Origin of the sequence: Pseudoalteromonas sp. XMcav1-K (assembly GCF_044005875.1) — a bacterium.
Taxonomy (GTDB): Bacteria; Pseudomonadota; Gammaproteobacteria; order Enterobacterales; family Alteromonadaceae; genus Pseudoalteromonas; species Pseudoalteromonas spongiae.
Window position 1 is genome coordinate 26,611 of record NZ_JBIPJE010000050.1, and the last position, 15,792, is coordinate 42,402.

17 protein-coding genes are annotated in these 15,792 nt (G+C 41.4%); 4 read left to right on the forward strand and 13 right to left on the reverse strand.

Translation table 11 applies throughout. The features are described from left to right. Nucleotides 1–228: 228 nt before the first annotated feature. From ACHSBP_RS16925 to ACHSBP_RS16955, 7 genes are all read right to left on the reverse strand, one after another. Entirely contained in the window at nt 229–672 is a 444-nt protein-coding gene (locus tag ACHSBP_RS16925) for a hypothetical protein (protein WP_010558219.1), read from the reverse strand. A gap of 10 nt (nt 673–682) precedes the next feature. Further along, on the reverse strand, nt 683–2,719 hold the full coding sequence (locus ACHSBP_RS16930; protein WP_010558220.1) for an LruC domain-containing protein: 2,037 nt from the start codon (nt 2,717–2,719) through the stop codon (nt 683–685). Between the two features lie 120 nt (nt 2,720–2,839). Further along, nucleotides 2,840–3,949: a glycosyltransferase gene (locus tag ACHSBP_RS16935; RefSeq protein ID WP_010558221.1), complete on the reverse strand. Its 1,110-nt coding sequence runs from the start codon at nt 3,947–3,949 to the stop codon at nt 2,840–2,842. Nucleotides 3,950–3,959: 10 nt separating this feature from the next. Further along, the gene (locus tag ACHSBP_RS16940) at nt 3,960–4,661 is read right to left on the reverse strand and encodes an acyltransferase (RefSeq protein WP_010558222.1); all 702 of its coding nucleotides are present in this window, start codon (nt 4,659–4,661) and stop codon (nt 3,960–3,962) included. Then, entirely contained in the window at nt 4,651–6,045 is a 1,395-nt protein-coding gene (locus ACHSBP_RS16945; RefSeq protein WP_010558223.1) for an O-antigen ligase, read from the reverse strand. The genes ACHSBP_RS16940 and ACHSBP_RS16945 overlap by 11 nt, the downstream gene beginning before the upstream one ends. Next, nucleotides 6,032–7,423 carry a lipopolysaccharide biosynthesis protein gene (locus ACHSBP_RS16950; protein ID WP_010558224.1) on the reverse strand — a complete coding sequence of 464 codons (1,392 nt, stop codon included), beginning with the start codon at nt 7,421–7,423 and terminating at the stop codon, nt 6,032–6,034. The genes ACHSBP_RS16945 and ACHSBP_RS16950 overlap by 14 nt, the downstream gene beginning before the upstream one ends. Next, entirely contained in the window at nt 7,413–8,576 is a 1,164-nt protein-coding gene (locus ACHSBP_RS16955; protein ID WP_010558225.1) for a glycosyltransferase, read from the reverse strand. Before ACHSBP_RS16955 ends, ACHSBP_RS16950 begins: the two co-directional genes overlap by 11 nt. Nucleotides 8,577–8,774: 198 nt before the next feature. Here ACHSBP_RS16955 and ACHSBP_RS16960 point away from each other — a divergent pair, with 198 nt between their 5' ends. Continuing rightward, on the forward strand, nt 8,775–9,722 hold the full coding sequence (locus ACHSBP_RS16960) for a glycosyltransferase family 2 protein (protein WP_395389709.1): 948 nt from the start codon (nt 8,775–8,777) through the stop codon (nt 9,720–9,722). A gap of 34 nt (nt 9,723–9,756) precedes the next feature. Next, on the forward strand, nt 9,757–10,182 hold the full coding sequence (locus ACHSBP_RS16965; RefSeq protein ID WP_395389710.1) for a response regulator: 426 nt from the start codon (nt 9,757–9,759) through the stop codon (nt 10,180–10,182). Between the two features lie 30 nt (nt 10,183–10,212). Here the strand turns inward: ACHSBP_RS16965 and ACHSBP_RS16970 are convergent, their stop codons facing one another. Then, entirely contained in the window at nt 10,213–10,827 is a 615-nt protein-coding gene (locus tag ACHSBP_RS16970; RefSeq protein WP_010558228.1) for a flavin reductase family protein, read from the reverse strand. 398 nt (nt 10,828–11,225) lie between these two features. Between ACHSBP_RS16970 and ACHSBP_RS16975 the strand changes: the two genes are divergently transcribed. Then, nucleotides 11,226–11,615 (forward strand): hypothetical protein, encoded by a 390-nt coding sequence (locus tag ACHSBP_RS16975; RefSeq protein WP_010558229.1) that lies wholly within the window; start codon nt 11,226–11,228, stop codon nt 11,613–11,615. A gap of 62 nt (nt 11,616–11,677) precedes the next feature. Here ACHSBP_RS16975 and ACHSBP_RS16980 read toward each other — a convergent pair whose 3' ends face one another. Beyond that, nucleotides 11,678–11,926 (reverse strand): hypothetical protein, encoded by a 249-nt coding sequence (locus tag ACHSBP_RS16980; protein WP_010558230.1) that lies wholly within the window; start codon nt 11,924–11,926, stop codon nt 11,678–11,680. A gap of 303 nt (nt 11,927–12,229) precedes the next feature. Further along, entirely contained in the window at nt 12,230–12,382 is a 153-nt protein-coding gene (locus tag ACHSBP_RS16985) for a hypothetical protein (protein WP_158523456.1), read from the reverse strand. 91 nt (nt 12,383–12,473) lie between these two features. On the opposite strand from ACHSBP_RS16985, the gene ACHSBP_RS16990 reads away from it, so the two are divergent. Then, on the forward strand, nt 12,474–12,719 hold the full coding sequence (locus tag ACHSBP_RS16990) for a TIGR03643 family protein (RefSeq protein ID WP_010558231.1): 246 nt from the start codon (nt 12,474–12,476) through the stop codon (nt 12,717–12,719). A 1-nt stretch (nt 12,720) separates the two neighbouring features. Here ACHSBP_RS16990 and ACHSBP_RS16995 read toward each other — a convergent pair whose 3' ends face one another. The 3 genes from ACHSBP_RS16995 to ACHSBP_RS17005 all read right to left on the reverse strand — a co-directional run bounded on the left by ACHSBP_RS16995 (nt 12,721) and on the right by ACHSBP_RS17005 (nt 15,653). Next, nucleotides 12,721–13,179, reverse strand: coding sequence for a GNAT family N-acetyltransferase (locus ACHSBP_RS16995; RefSeq protein WP_010558232.1), 459 nt, complete (start codon nt 13,177–13,179; stop codon nt 12,721–12,723). Further along, entirely contained in the window at nt 13,179–14,699 is a 1,521-nt protein-coding gene (locus ACHSBP_RS17000; RefSeq protein ID WP_395389712.1) for a tryptophan halogenase family protein, read from the reverse strand. Before ACHSBP_RS17000 ends, ACHSBP_RS16995 begins: the two co-directional genes overlap by 1 nt. Nucleotides 14,700–14,846: 147 nt before the next feature. After that, entirely contained in the window at nt 14,847–15,653 is an 807-nt protein-coding gene (locus ACHSBP_RS17005) for a class I SAM-dependent methyltransferase (RefSeq protein WP_395389713.1), read from the reverse strand. Nucleotides 15,654–15,792: the final 139 nt, after the last annotated feature.

The window sequence follows — 15,792 nt, forward strand, 5'->3', positions numbered from 1 at the left end:
GGAACTGTAGGGTTTTTTAACTAAAACTGACTCATAAAACGTAAAATTTTTACTTAAAATTAGATGGTTATGTTATTTAAAGTGATGGCTAACGGCATAATCCGTTGGGATTTAGAATCATCAACATATAAAAAACGCCTAAAGAGGCGCTTTTTAAATTCAATTTAACAGGGGTATTACGCTGGGCTAGTTTAAGCAAGTGCTTTAAATTCCAAGTTAACAATGTGGTCAGTTAATTAACCACTTTTGTTGGTCTTGGCTGACATCGTACTGCCATTCATAACGCATTGGTGACATTGAGGTATCGTAATACCAAATATCCGCTTTTATCTTTTGCCCTGCATGTGGCAAAGTCAACGAAATTTGTAACCCATCTGAAGTTAACGGTGCTCTTAAGAAGCAATTATCTTCATGAGTTAATATAGCCTCAACTTGGCATATATTGATAAAGGCTCGCTCGTTAACTAAGTTTGCTGCCACATCAACAATTACAGTTACGTCTGTTTTAAAGTCGAACTCTGGTGCCACATTTAAACCCGCAGTGCCTGAATTGTCGCTACCATTTCCGCCATCAGTAACAACGTCTGGCGTTTTTTGAGGTGTACTTTCGCCGCCTCCACCACCACATGCAATCGTAGACAGAGCAAATAATGTTATAAAAAACTGTTTCATAAATTGTCTCCTAATTCTGAACCGAATAACGGTTAACCGGATTGTTAAACCAGGTGGTGTTTGTGCTGCCAGCGCTTTGCGCAAACGCTTTAAATTGGGGGTAAGCAAACAACATGTCGGTACCTTCTGTTGGATGATCCCAACGGGTACCAATAATAAGCGCCCATGGCAGACCGTTTACTGTTTGAAAATTACCATTTGTGGTCGATGCATCATCTCCCTTATCAAAATAGGTTGAATCGAATGCTTCTGTAGGTGAGTGGTTTTTAAGGTGTACTTCCCAGCCTCTAGCATTCGCACTATCAACGTACGGCCCATGATCGAATCCGTTTACGGCAAAGATAAACGGAGAAATATCGTTTAATATACTTGCATTGTCAGCAATGCTGTTGAGCAACGGCAACGTTGCAGAAAACGAGATGGGCTGTTGACTTAAACAGTTCGACTCAGTTCTAAAGTAATTACAATTTGATTTTGCTGTCGCAATCACCTTTGTGTCATCCAAAGCGACTAAAATTGCTTCGCTACGACCTGCCTCTAATGGATTTTTGGCAACCTGTTTTCCATCAATCGTTAACCTAACCAGGGATTCATTTACGGCGCTTCGTGGCATGTTGGCAATACGAAATGCAAAAGCATTGTGATAACTGGCACCGACTGCAAGTAATTCACCCTCGAATTTAAAACGCACGATCTGATTGCCTATCTGACTTTTAAACACGCGATATCTCACAACAACATCATTAAAGTCATAGTCGCCTTGTTGCGGCCATAAATCTTCAAATGCAGCTGTTTGCCACGCGGTAGCAACTTCCACTAAACCATTCGCAATAACTGATACATTAACGTCTTCTACTTCACCACTGTCCACACCTCCAATTGGTGCGATCGATGGCGTATTTGACACTCTAAAACGTGCCCATGTTGCCCCCTCTTTCGCATCGATAGGGACTTCTATCAGCATGCGGTTTTCGCCGGCGCTACCGAGATGTTCTGCAATAATCTGTTCAGATTCATCAAATTGGCCATTACCGTTCCAATCAACCCATGCATTTACATAGCCTGGAGCAGAGAGCGTAAATGACACTAGGGTGTCCAGTCCTGTTTCTAAACCTGTTAAGAAACTTATGCCGTCGTCGTCATCAAACGATTTTGGAGTATGCTCGGCACTCACGCTATTACCGAAGTACAGGTTTCCTTTTCCATGACGTGCTCCATTGGCACTTATAGACGTAGCGTAACTATCAGGTGCATCACCATAATCAAGGGTTGGTGCTTCGCTTTCGTCAATGATTGGTGCAGTAGCACAACGGGCACCATCGTTATTGCCCGAGCTTGGTCCGTATGCAAATAAGGTTGTTGAAGTCGGGTCGTTAATTTCAACACGAAAGATATGTCCATCACTATTTCGGCTAATATATAGGTAACCTTCTACATCAAAATAAACCGCTCCAAATGTGCCTATTACGCCAGTAAATCCCAGGTTAGTGCTATTACCAGAAATCACATCAATAGCAATTAAATTACCCCTGTTATCAACGCTGTAGGCGAGATTTTCATCAGGGTGGAACGCTAAATCAAAAATATTTAGATTAAGGCTACCACCGTCAATAACCTTTGAGGCAACCAGATAATCAGCTTCGTTTTCATCAAGTGCAATTCGATATAAACCGTAATCTGCGCCTTTTCGATAGACGTAGTAAGCATTTTGTTGTACAGATACATCACCTACATAAAAGTTTGTATTTGGTAAACCAGATGCATTAAGTGGCTCTAACACGTAGTCTTTGCCAATGCGACCGATATTGCCCCGGCTATAATCCCAGCCGTATAAATATCTGTCATGCACACTAAAACCAAATCCATTTACTTTTTGGTTAGTGCCGACATTAGCAGCAAACTGATCGTATGAACCAGACACAAGGTTAACGCCAAAAATTGTGGCGCTGCTCCCTTGAACCAAAAATGCTTTAGACGGGCAGGTATCGAACGGCGCAGCACTGCTGCCTGCAGCAATAAATAATAAACTAACAATTGAGCTTTTCATCTAACTCTCCTAACTTTGAGCCTATTAACATTAGTGCTGCAAGTTAGAAACCAAAAATAAATCATTGATTATTAAGGCAAAAAAAAGTCCAAAACAAAAAGCGTTGCAATATGCAACGCTTTAATCCAGTTGTTCCAACACAAACGCAGCTTTTTGTTGCCAGCTGTGTCGTACAACATGCTGTTTAGATGGCGTTTTCCAATCAAGGAACGGACTCTTAGAAATTACCATGGCATGGTCAACTCGGGCGATAAAGCCTGCGTGGTCTCTTGCGATGAGCACCATGTCTTTATAACGTTCAACCGCAGGAAAATGGGTTGACACAATAGGTTTACCGGCGGCTAAATATTCTTTTAGTTTTAGTGGGTTACACGCTTTTATTTGACCATTATCTAAAAACGGTAACAACGAGACTTGCCAGTGCTGAGAAAAACTCGCCAATTGATGATGAGCAATTTGCGAAATATAAATCACATTCGGCAATGCAACGAGCGCACTAATATCAATATCGGCTTTTCCAATCAGTACCAAATGATAATGTGGGCGCGCCTTGGCAAGCTTTATTAACAAATCGACATCTAACCATTGTGATATTGAGCCATAAAAACCAACCACGTTACTAAGATTATGAAGGTGCATATGAGGCTTTGTCATATCACAAAACAAGTCATAGTCAACGCCGTGTTCAAGCATTTGAGTTTTGTGCGCTGGCATTTTATCGAGTAGCACCTTACTCACCACATAAATATTATGTGCCATATGAATTAGGCGCTGTTCACTTGCCTTAACCAAGTCGTAGTCAACTCCAGCCAAGCTGGAAAAATCATCGCCACAATAATAAATTAAGCGGTCTTGTGGGCGTAGTTGAATCATATTGATGGCGGTTGGTACACTCACCCAATAGATAATCGGCTCATGGGACGACAAGTCGAGAGTTTTGGCAACTTGACGCTTATTAAAAAGCGTCGCCAACTTGTTGTCATGCCAAGGGAAAATTAGGGGGTTACATGCTTCAACTGGCAATTTATCGCCCGGTGACTTAACGTTTCCAGCCATCATCAATTTAACCTTACTCAACACACGCTTAATATCGGTAAAATTAATTTTAGGTTTGCGCATGCCTACGGAGTTAAACCAAGTTACATCGTATCGCTTGGCGATCACTTTAAAAATATGCTGGGTACTGCTTGGGTGACGCCCCCAGTCTTCTGCAAATACGACAAATTTCATAGCTTACTCCTTAATCTAAACGCTTAATCACTTTGGCCGGATTGCCAGCAACAAGTGTAAAGTCGGCCACATCTTTAGTGACAACCGTATTTGCAGCAACTATCGCCCCTTTACCAACAGTAACGCCTGCCAAAACCGTTGCACCTGTGCCTATCCAAGCACCTTGTTTAATAATGATATCGCCCGCTTGCTCTGGTAAATCGGGTTTACCTTTGGCGCGCTCGGCGCAATTTAACGGGTGACCAGGAAAGCCTGCTAAAAATACTTTTCCAGCTAAACGCACATCATCTTGTAGCTCTATTTTTGTGCCGACAGAAAATGCATTTTGCCAGCCCACGTCCACGTTATTGCCAATAATTAGCTTTGCTATGCGTTCTGAGTGATAGCGCCCACAAAAGGTTGCAATGCCCGACATTCTGACATCGTCACCTAGGCTAATTGCAAGTGCACCAATAACTTGTGGCATACCGCACTGTAAGGTTAAGCGCTTTTTACTGCCGCTTACTTGGCTTTTAAACATGGGCGTAAAATAAATAAACTGCAGTGTATTGTGCCAAATCGTTTTACTACTTCGATGAAGTGCGAACAATATTTTGTAAAGTACTGGCACAACCGGCATTTCAATATGCTTAATTGCATAAAAGCTACCGCGACAAAATTTGCCAAAGCCCGAATCACTGCTTTTCACCCAATTTTTAACATCAGCTATCATGACGATTCTCCTGCGTATCTTTACTTAACGTTTGCAGCATTTGTTCCAAGGCAATACTGAGCGATAAAATAATGTAGATAGGCCAGGTAAACGCCTGAGTTAAAAAGGTGCCAGACACCACAAAGCCAATTAATCCCGCCTTTAGCGCTTGTACGTTGACAAGCAAATTAGCTTGATGACAAAACTTTACTTTTGAACCACTGCGCTTCAATGTGCGATAAATCGTTGCGATTAGCGTTGCAAAAAGCGAAATTCCGACAAACCCGGTTTCACCAAGCACTTGGAACCAGGTACTGTGCACTGCATGATTTTTGCCATCCCAATGCGGGCTGTAAAAGAAGTAGTTAACGTAAAAGTTGTTGACCCCCACACCTGTGAGTGGATTTGATAGCGCCATGTTAATTGCCGCCTGCCACGCATAAATTCGCCCCATTGCAGATTCATCAATACCGCTTTCTGCTGCACCGCCACTTTGTCTGTCACTGATCCCCGCTGCCACCAAGAGCACCGCTAAACCAAACCCTAAAATAGACACCAATACCACGGGGTTTTTGATGGTGCGCGCCAAAAAGTACGCAACAATTGCCATTACGCCTAATAATCCGCCTCGGCTTTGTGTTGCAATAATGCCGTACACCACCAAGCACAGTGCAATAAACGCAAATACACGGTAAATCGTTTTGCTTTCTTTGTTAAAAAGCTCGGCACACAAAAACGAGACCGGAAACAATAGCACCAAGGAAAGATCGTTTGGATCGCCAATTTGCGATTGTAAGTGGCGCGAAATCGTGACCCGTGAACCTTCCACTAACCCAATACCATTAAGCTTGTTAAAGACTGCAACACAGGCAATTAACGCCCCACTCACCATAATACCAAGCCGGGCAATGCCGAACGCTTTTGGCGTATTGATCCACCAGCTTATAACAAACACCATAATCAGTACTTTGGTTAGGGTCGAACTCCAATACTCAATGGCCATACCACGATTTGTCGCCATCATTACGCATAAGGTTAACCAAGCAAAAAAGAACATAAACGCACTGTGCGCTGGGTGCCAAAACGGTGTGAGCTTTTTACTTAAAAACAAATGCCACGCAATGCCGAACAGTGACGCCAAAGCCAATAATTTTGGGATCTTAAGCGGCATTAATACGGGAAATGCTTCGTGAATACGGAAATAACTAAAAAGAATAAATAAAATGACAAAAATAACGCTAAATCGCACGGTGAAATACAGCGCATACGGCAGCATCAATAGAGCAAAAGGCGCTGCAGGCCCCGCAACTTTAAACAGCCCGATAATAGTTACACTGATTAGAATACCGAGCAGTGCAAGTTTAATCGGCGATTTCGATAAGTGCTGTTGGCTAAGAGTATCCATACTTACCTCCCACTTTATTAGGTTTTATCGCGCCACATTTTATTGCGTATTTAAATGACAGCAGTAATGCGACGATTAGCAAGATTACATTTAGCCAAATCACATTGCCCACAATACCGATTTGCAGTAGCAATAAGCCAAAGCCAAATAACACCGTACCGAGATGATATGTGAGCGGCGCGATACGCTGACTAATTATATAGAACGCTAAAAATCGCACTGTATGCCCAACAAAAAGCCCCGCAAACACGCCGCTAATGCCTTGGCTTGGGGTCAAAAACGCTATAATTAATATTGCTACCGTGGCACATATGCCGTTTATAAGTGGTACGTATTGCGCGTTTTTATCGAGATAACAGCCTAAATTCAGCAACTCCGCATAACTTTTAATAACCAATAAAACGCACAGCAACCCAATGTATTGGCTACTGTTGTGATAGCTTTGAGGTAACAACCAACTAATAAGGTAAGGGGCGATTATCATCATTGCTAGTGCCAGCATAGTGATGATAAAGCACCCTGTAACAGCACCACTCGCTGCTAATTCTGTATTTTCAAAGTAACGTTTGAAGCGGATTGGGAACCACCATAAGCGAAATGGCTCAAACGCTAACGACAATGCCAATGAAAATTGCGTTGCAATAAAATAATATGCCAGCTGCGATGATCCTAAATAGCTCGCAATAAACCAATTTTCAGCGCCACCAAGCCCGTATAAACATAGCGCTGACAACGCAATAAAGCCGCCGTAACGAACATGCTCTCTGGTTAATGGCTGCTGTTTTAGCAATAACAGCGAACGATGGTAAATCACTAAAGCTAAGGTAATAATAAAACTGGTGACACAACCACTTATTAGCACACCTAAAATACCGTAATCATTTAACAATAAGGTGTAAGTAAGCAGTGCTTGCACTACGCCTTGAGCAAGGGCAACACACATGTAGGGTTTTGATTGTTGCAATACGCGATAGCGTGTTAAATAGATGGCCTGCAATGTAGTGAGCGCCAAATTAAACATCAACAGGCAAAAGTACGACTTTTCAATTGGCAGCGGCACTAGAGCCAACCAGATATCCGCGCCAAAGATTGCAAAGAACAAAAACACACAACTCACCAAAAACGTAAACTTAATACTACTGGCAATGAATGAGTCGAGCATCTCGTTTGGCAGCTTTACCGCAAAGCGAAAAATCACTTCAGCCATGCCAAAACCTAAGAAAATACTCAACATGGCGCCAATGCTGACGAGAAAGTTAAGCATGCCGTAGCTTTCTGGCGCCAAAAAGCGCGTCACTATCGGCAACATCAATAGGCTGATCCCTTTTAGCCCAGCAATGGCGATACCGTAATGGACAAATGCAGCATTAACGTTCATACGCCACCTGCTCAATTAAGCGCGATAACTTAACACCTTGCTTTATTGCATTAAAATGCCTGTTAACACGGTCTCGTGCAGCGTTGCGCATTTTTATACGTTCGTTTTCAGGCAGTTGGCAAAATGTTAAGATGACTTGTTTTAACGCATCGCTATCTCTACTTGGTACAGTGTAGCCACAGCTACCATCGACAATTTCAGTACATCCCATAATATTGGTTGTAATTGCAGGTAACCCCATAGCCATGGCTTCTTTGAGCACGACCGGGCCGGTATCTTTATCGCCGTTATCAGCAATACAAAAAGGCGCGATAAACGCATCATATTGCTTTGAAAGCGCAATAATTTCGCTTGATGTACGCTGCCCTAAAAAACGCACCCAATTGTTAAGATGCAATTGATTCACCAAATCAACTAACTCCGCGAGCTTGGGCCCGCTGCCGATAATATCAAGTTGTGGTCGTTTCGAAGGTGAAATATCAGAGAGCGCATTAAGTGCAAACTCAATGCCTTTTTTATCAACCAAGCGGCCAACAAATAGCAGCTTTACCGTGCTGTTGTTTGGATTGTCATAATGCTGAAACTTGTTAACGTCTACACCGCAATGCAACAAATGCACAGAATGGGTTTTAATATTTTGCAGCAGGTTGTACATATCTTGGCAAACCGCCACATTAAAATCGCAAAACGCCAGCTTAGCGTTCAGGTCGTTCGCGTTTACATATACATCATGTCCATGTCCGACACTCGACACACTAATTCCTGCGTACTTGGCAGCAACAATGCCGTACGCCAAACTGCTGTGCATAAAATGGCAATGAATATGTGAGATTTTCTGTTTTTTAATCAGATAGTTAATCTGAAGACCAAAGTAAAGCAGTGATAAATTACGTATCGCATGCTGACTTGATGCGGCTTTGTACGCATTCGCCACCCCTTGAATACTGGTGCAGCATAACCCTTTAAGTGTGGTTGTAATGCGCTCGCGTTTTAGTTCGAATACATCAAAATCAAAGTCACTTTCATGGTCTAAATGCTCCATCGTGATCACGCTAACTTTGTGACCTGCAGCACGCAACGCCTCAATTTCGGTGACCACAAAGGTTTCGGACGCGACCGGAAACTGTGGGACATAAATAGCAATATGTTTCATAACGCTCTCCTCACATCTATGTAAAGAGCACATCGCAATCTTTATGCCGATAAAAATACCATGTTAACCCCACTAAATTGCCGATTTGCAATCAACCATTCGCATTTTGCAAAGCAATTTTGCTTTTTGCGTGCATTTTGACCCTGTTTAGCGCGGCACACACTTTGCGTAAGTACTCCAGACTATGGAGGATTTGTTATGTGTAAAGAAGTGTCGATTATCATGCCTAACTACAACTGTTTAGACTATTTACCAAAAGCCATAGACAGTGTATTACAACAGCAAGATGTGCGATTTGAACTGATTGTGGTGGATGACGGTTCGACTGATGGTTCGCTTGAATGGTTAAAAGCAGCTGAGCAAAAATACAATCAGTTACGCGTTTTAACCCAGCCTAATCAGGGTGTTATCGCTGCACGTAATCGGGCAATTAAAAAAGCGAATGGTCAATTTATCGCGTTTTTAGACGCAGACGATTACTGGTCCCCCAACAAGCTGCGCAAGCAAGTAGACTATATGCTAGCAAATCCCAACTGCGGGCTAACTTTCACCAACTATCAACACGTTGATACTCAATACCAAGAAATCATTGATTGTTATTCGTATTGGCCTGAATTTGCAGCCCATCGTACTCAAAACAACGGTGATTATCAGCCTTTGCACGATGCCCTTGGATTGCTCTTAATTGCCAACGTAATTGGTACATCATGTGTCATGGTTAATAAAGACATTATCGAACGTGCAGGCGGGTTTGACCCGAGTCTTCGTAGCGCCAGTGATTGGGGTTGTTGGCTTCGTATCGCACTGATTAGCGAGGTTGGATTTAGTGAAGACATCACGATGGATTACCTGATGCGACCCAACTCAATAACCGCCAATAAACAAAATCGTATTGATGCAATGGCCGAAATCACCGAACGCATCTGCACATTAGGAAATGTCAGCCAAACCGTTCGCCGTAAAGCCAATGCCCGCTTACTGGAGTCTTACGGTGAAATGCATCGAGAGAATGGCGATTTAACCACTGCGATTTCATTTTCGTATAAGGCGTTTAAACAGTATCCAAATAAGCGCCATTTAAAACATCTGTGTTCTGATCTAAAACGGTTGGCGGTTTTACGCGTGAATGCATTGTGCCAAGTATAAAAAATGTTTTATTCTTAATAAGAAGGAGTGACGTATGGCCCATATTTTACTGGTAGACGATGAACCAGAAGTAACCAATGCAATTGCGCGTTTACTGCGTAAAGACTACACCATCACAAAATGTAGCGAGCCAGAAAACGCACTTGAAATTGTAAAGCAAAATGACATTGATTTAGTGCTGTCTGATATTCGTATGCCAGTGATTGATGGCGTAGAGCTACTGTCACAAGTAAAAGCATATGATCCTGATATAGGCCGTGTGCTGCTCTCGGGGTATTCGGATATGGAGCTTTGCCAACGCGCGATAACCGATGAAATCGCATCAATTATTTTGGCAAAACCATGGGATAACTTTGAGCTAAAAAACGTACTGCGCTTAGTACTGAACGCACGTCAGTTACAAAAAGAAAATACCGAGCTTAGGCAAAAACTCAATCAACTTAGCCTAACATCACAGTGAGCGGACGTACGCTCACTGTAAACGTTCATGTTATTCTGGGCGCTCAATGCCAAATGCTGATGTAATGCCTGAGTATTCGCCGCCCCCTAAACGCGCCAATGGATTTACCTTATCGGCGTCAACTTTAATGCGCTTCTTATGATCAAGCGATACAACTTCATCGCCTAAAAATAGGGTTTTAATTTCAACAAACACTAACGTTTGAGGCACTTCGCCCATTTCTTTAATTTTATAAAGCTCGCAACCATAAGCAATATTGCAACCTGCCACGCGCGGCATAGAAAAGCCTTCAAATTCACATAGCGCAATATCATTAATTGCGACTTCTGACTGTCCATGATCTAAAGTTGCTGCGGTTTGCGTTACCAAATTAGCATCATCTACTGACGCAATATGGATCACACACTGCCCCGTTTCGATAATGTTTTTAACGGTATCTTTTACTTCACCTGTCGGCTTTTTGCCAACTGAAAACATCATTAAAGGTGGGTTACTCGATACTGCCGTAAAATAAGAAAATGGCGCTAAATTAAAATTAGCTTCGCCCGAATCAGTCATAACCCATGCAATTGGACGCGGAATAATGGTTTGCGTCATTAAGTGGTAAATTTGCACTGGTGAAAAGTCAGAAAAATTAAGATTCATAACAAGGCTTTAAATTAGGTTAAGTAATCTTGGATGGTGCCATAAATAATAGAGCGACAAAAGAGTAAGTAGCAATTACGCTTGGCCATTGACGCTTTGGCGCTAATTTAGGCCCCATTCGTTCAATTATCCGTGACTGGCTCAATACAAAAGCGCGAATAGCTGCTTTATTTTCGCTTCTATCGTAATGTATATAAACAGTCTCGCCACAGCGAGCAGACATCACCGTTCAATTTGTTTACATTTCAATACAATATAGCTCCAATAAGCAATACGCCAACTGATTGTACCAATTTACTTAACAAGAAAATTAGACAATAATTACGCTGATTAAACTATAACTTTGCGTTTAAACGCATAAATTTAGATTATTTACTCATCTCATAAAAGGAATAGCAATGAGAGTTAAAAGTTTAGTACTTGGCGCATTATCGCTACTATCAGTGTCAGCTAATGCAGCAAATGACGTATACGGTACGGTAAGTGAGTTAATCACCCGTTCTGGTGATAATGGTGATACATCACTTTATTTTCGCTTAAACGTAATCAGCGAGAATTCATCATTTGAAAGCTGTGTAGTGGATGGCAACACCCTTACTTGGGCGTTAGATTTGTCATCGCCTGTTGCCACATTCCAATATGACATCATTAAAAAGTCATTTGTCGATCAGTTACCTGTAAGGATAATTGGCTATGACAATGTATGTGATAATGGCAATACCGATTCAGACAAGATTTTTGAGTTAAGCCCTTGGTCTTGGCATACTCAAACAGAAGAAAAAGAGTAAAATTAAAGTTGAATCGTTAAAAGCCAAACGCATGTTTGGCTTTTTTATCATAGTAAAGCGTATTAATGCGTTTTCTTCACTCCGTAACGCACCATATCTTTGCCATTTTCATACACATCTTGCGATACCCAACGACCTAGTAATAATTGATGCTTATCATCTAACACCGCAATAAATGGGCGACCATCACTGTTATTTGTAGCAAGTGCCACACCTTCAACATTTTTAAGGCCTAAACCACCATTTTCAACTAACAATAAAAACGCTTCTAGCTCGTCTAATGTATTAATAAGTTCGTTATCTTTAATCATATTTGCTGCTCTAGAATATCAATGAGCGTAGGGTAACAGGTTTGTGCATCGGGTGAAATTACATAACTGCTCACAAGTAACATTTGAACAATTAATATGCACAACACCACAAATACGTTACATCTATTTATCACAATAAAAACGTAAGCAATTAAGCTTAAGCACGTTGCTTTCGCATTTACCGGTTGAGATAGGTAAACGGTTCATTTTCATATGCGTTATGCAGCAGCTTTTGCAACGCTTGCGACTGTGAAAATTGCATATTGGCAATTTTGTTAACTCTCACTGCGGGTGTCCAAGAGTTCATAACGAAAGCCCCGTATAATTACGCAAGGTGTGCAATGAAATAGTCATGGTTTTTTGCGGTATATTGAGCGCCATTAGTTGCCTTTGAATAATGCCCATCATAGTGCCTTTGCTTGAGCTGCTGAAGTACTTTTCCTTTAATCTCATCATAAAACGACTTTACAACGAATTGCCTTAACAACTGATCAAAAACGCTTTTGTCTGCGTACTCAGAATATTCATTTTATTAATTTACACACCAATGACTGAATCTGATCAATCACGCATTATCGAAATGGCCTGGGAGGATAGAACCCCATTTGAAGCCATCGAAACACTCTATGGGTTATCTGAGAAAAACGTAATTCGTTTAATGAGGCAGACGTTAAAACCAGCCAGCTTTCGACTATGGCGAGCGCGTGTAACTGGCCGCAACACTAAGCATTTAAAGCTGCGAAACCCGAGCATTTCACGTGGATATTGCAAAACCCAGTACAAACATCGCTAAGTTAGCAAGTTTTAACCATGTATTCGCAGTTTTCTAACGGTATACGCGTTGGGTACTGCGCTTTAATGAAACCCGATTTTTGATAGGCCGCAACTGCAGGTAAATTATCCGACAAAACAAACAATGAAGCGCTATTTAACTGAAGTTGAGCTTTCCCTTTTTGAATCAAACTATTAATTAAACGCTCTGCGATGCCTTTACCACGAAACGCTGGGTTTACCACCAAGCGCGCAAGGTGAATTCGATCTAGGCGATTATAAAATTGTCCAAACGCAACAAACTCACCTTGTTCGCAAAGCAAGCAAAATGAAGCTAGCTTCTCTGTGTTTAAATCTTGAAAGAAAGTGTCTTCTGTAAAAGGGTAACGGAATCCTGGACCAGACCACTTCGAAAGGCTAACTTCATCTTTAAACCAACTCGTAAGTGGTTCTATGTGGTTTTTTGTAAACGGTACTAACATTATCGATTTTTCACATCATTATTTGCTTTACAATGTTTATCAATAAATGCCTGATGACTCAAACAATTATTCGCGGCCATAGCAATTTGCGCTTTCATTTGTGCCAAGTTTTCAGCAATAGCGCTTGAGTTAAAGTGGTCCAAACGTACATCGTAACGTGAAGGAGTAACGTTAAAGCCATAGAACATTGAAAGCCAACTTGCTTGTTGGAAAGACTCGTTATCATACATCACCACATGACCGCGATTTTTATACATGGCAATTTTGTGCTCAAGTGTTTTTGGAATGGGCATCTCTTGGCAATAGCGCCAAAAAGCGGTGTCGGTGCGCTGCGTTAATTTGTAATGCACTAGTAAAAAATCAACAATGCGATCTAACTCATCATTATGCAAACGGTTAACTTCATCAATATCAGCTTGATTAAAAGACATATCTGGGAAGAAAGTCATCAGCTTAGCAAGCGCTGTTTGAATTAACGAAATGCCAAGTGACTCTAACGGCTCTAAAAAGCCAGCAGCTAAACCAAGGGCAAAACAGTTTTTATGCCAACTTACTTTGCGCCTGCCAAGTGGGAACTTAAAGGTTTTTACATCCGTAATTGTGCGCCCTTTTACACTATCGAGCAGGCTTTGTTTCGCTTCTTCATCTGTCGTGAATTTACTTGAATAAATATAGCCATTGCCCATTCGGTGCTGCAGCGGAATACACCATTGCCATCCTGCTTCTTTTGCAATTGCGCGGGTATAAGGTGTAGGTTCACCCACCAGTTCTGTTTGCACTGCGACAGCGCTGTCACATGGTAGCAAATGACTCAAATCATCAAGGCCAATACCCATTGCCCCTTCAATTAATACACCTTTAAAACCAGAGCAATCAATAAATAAATCGCCCTCGATATACGTGCCATTATCAAGGGTGAGTGCTTGGATAAACCCGTTATCAGCATTGAGTTTGACTTCGTTCACATTCGCTAAAATATGGTTAACACCGCGTTTTACTGAAAACTCCATTAAAAACTTCGCATACAACACAGCATCAATATGATAGGCGTAAGAATATTGTGCTAGTGGGTTGTTTTGATTGGGATTTGACTGAGCAAATCCGCCTTTTTTAGCAAGCTGAATTGGGAAGCTATAATCTTCAATATCAAGCTGTTTGCCTTCAGCATTGAGCTTGTTGATATATTGGTGAAAATCTAAGTTTTCGATGGGTGCGCCATAGGCTGCAAAAGGATGGAAAAAACGCTCGCCTTTTTGCGACCATTCTTCAAATTCAATACCAAGCTTAAATGTCGCTTGTGTGGCTTTAATTAAATCAGCATCGTTAATGCCTAAATTGCGGTTAAAATCGACAAAATTAGGAATGGTTGCTTCGCCTACTCCAACCGTATTAATGTTGGGTGATTCGATTAGCGTGAGCGACATGTCTTTGTCTTGAATGTAGCGCGATAAACTCGCCGCTGCCATCCACCCCGTTGTGCCCCCACCAACAATAACGATTTTTTTAACTGCTTGTGCCACGTTTCGTCTTCTTATGCTTATTTTTATTGTTTTCAATATAAACTAAACGGGCTTGAAAAACTAAGCCGATAGTGGCCAATTTTCAAGCCCTAAATGCGTGATTTGTATTAGGCTCCAACTCGTTTTAAAGGTTTAGGGCTTATTCGATTAACGCTTTTTGAAAAGTAACGTCATACGGTTAGATTCGCCAATTGCTTGGTACTGCTCTTTATTTTCTTTTGCATTAAGCGAAGGCGGCAGCGCCCATACACCTGCTTCAACATTATCAATAATAATGCGGTCTTTTGCATTGTTATGGAAATACGCTTCGGCTTCTAAGTCGAATCCAGCGGCTTTTGCCACTGCAATTACATGAGATTTTGGCAAGTAGCCTTTTTTCGCTGTTGCTACTGGGTCAAAGCCTTCAGGTGCTTGATGCTGTACAATACCCAATTTGCCACCTTGTTTAAGCATCTGATTAAACTGACTAAATGCAGCCGCTAACTGATTGCCATTTTGCAATCCGTGCAAACCTCTAAAGGTTAACACTACATCTGCGTTTTTTGTTTTCTCATCGATTGATGCATTTGGATCAAAATCAGCGATAACAACATTGCCGTAAACTTTTTTGTTATCGCTTAATTTTTCCTCAAAGTTTTCGCGTGAGCGTTTACGGTATTTTGAGCCTGTTGTAATTGGGTAGTGAGCTGCGACAAGTTGTCCCTCTGCTGCAAGCATTGGCGCTAATACTTCAGTGTACCAGCCGCCACCAGGCATAATCTCAACCACTTTTGAATTAGCTTTCACACCAAAAAAATCAAGTGTTTGGTATGGCTTACGAAATGTATCGCGTGCTTGATTTGTTTCACTACGGTGGCTGTTATCAATACCTGCAGGTGCACTGGCAACGGTAGAGAAAGAGAAAACCGCGGCAGCGATAAGTGAAAGAGGTAGTAATGTGTTTTTATAATTCATTTTAAATTACTCAATTAATAAACAATGTTTCTGTTATACAGACTTTTTACATAAACCGCTCACTTTTGCGAAATATATTTCATTTTATTAATGAGTTAGCACATATTTAATTTAAATTTAACTAACCAAAAATCCCATA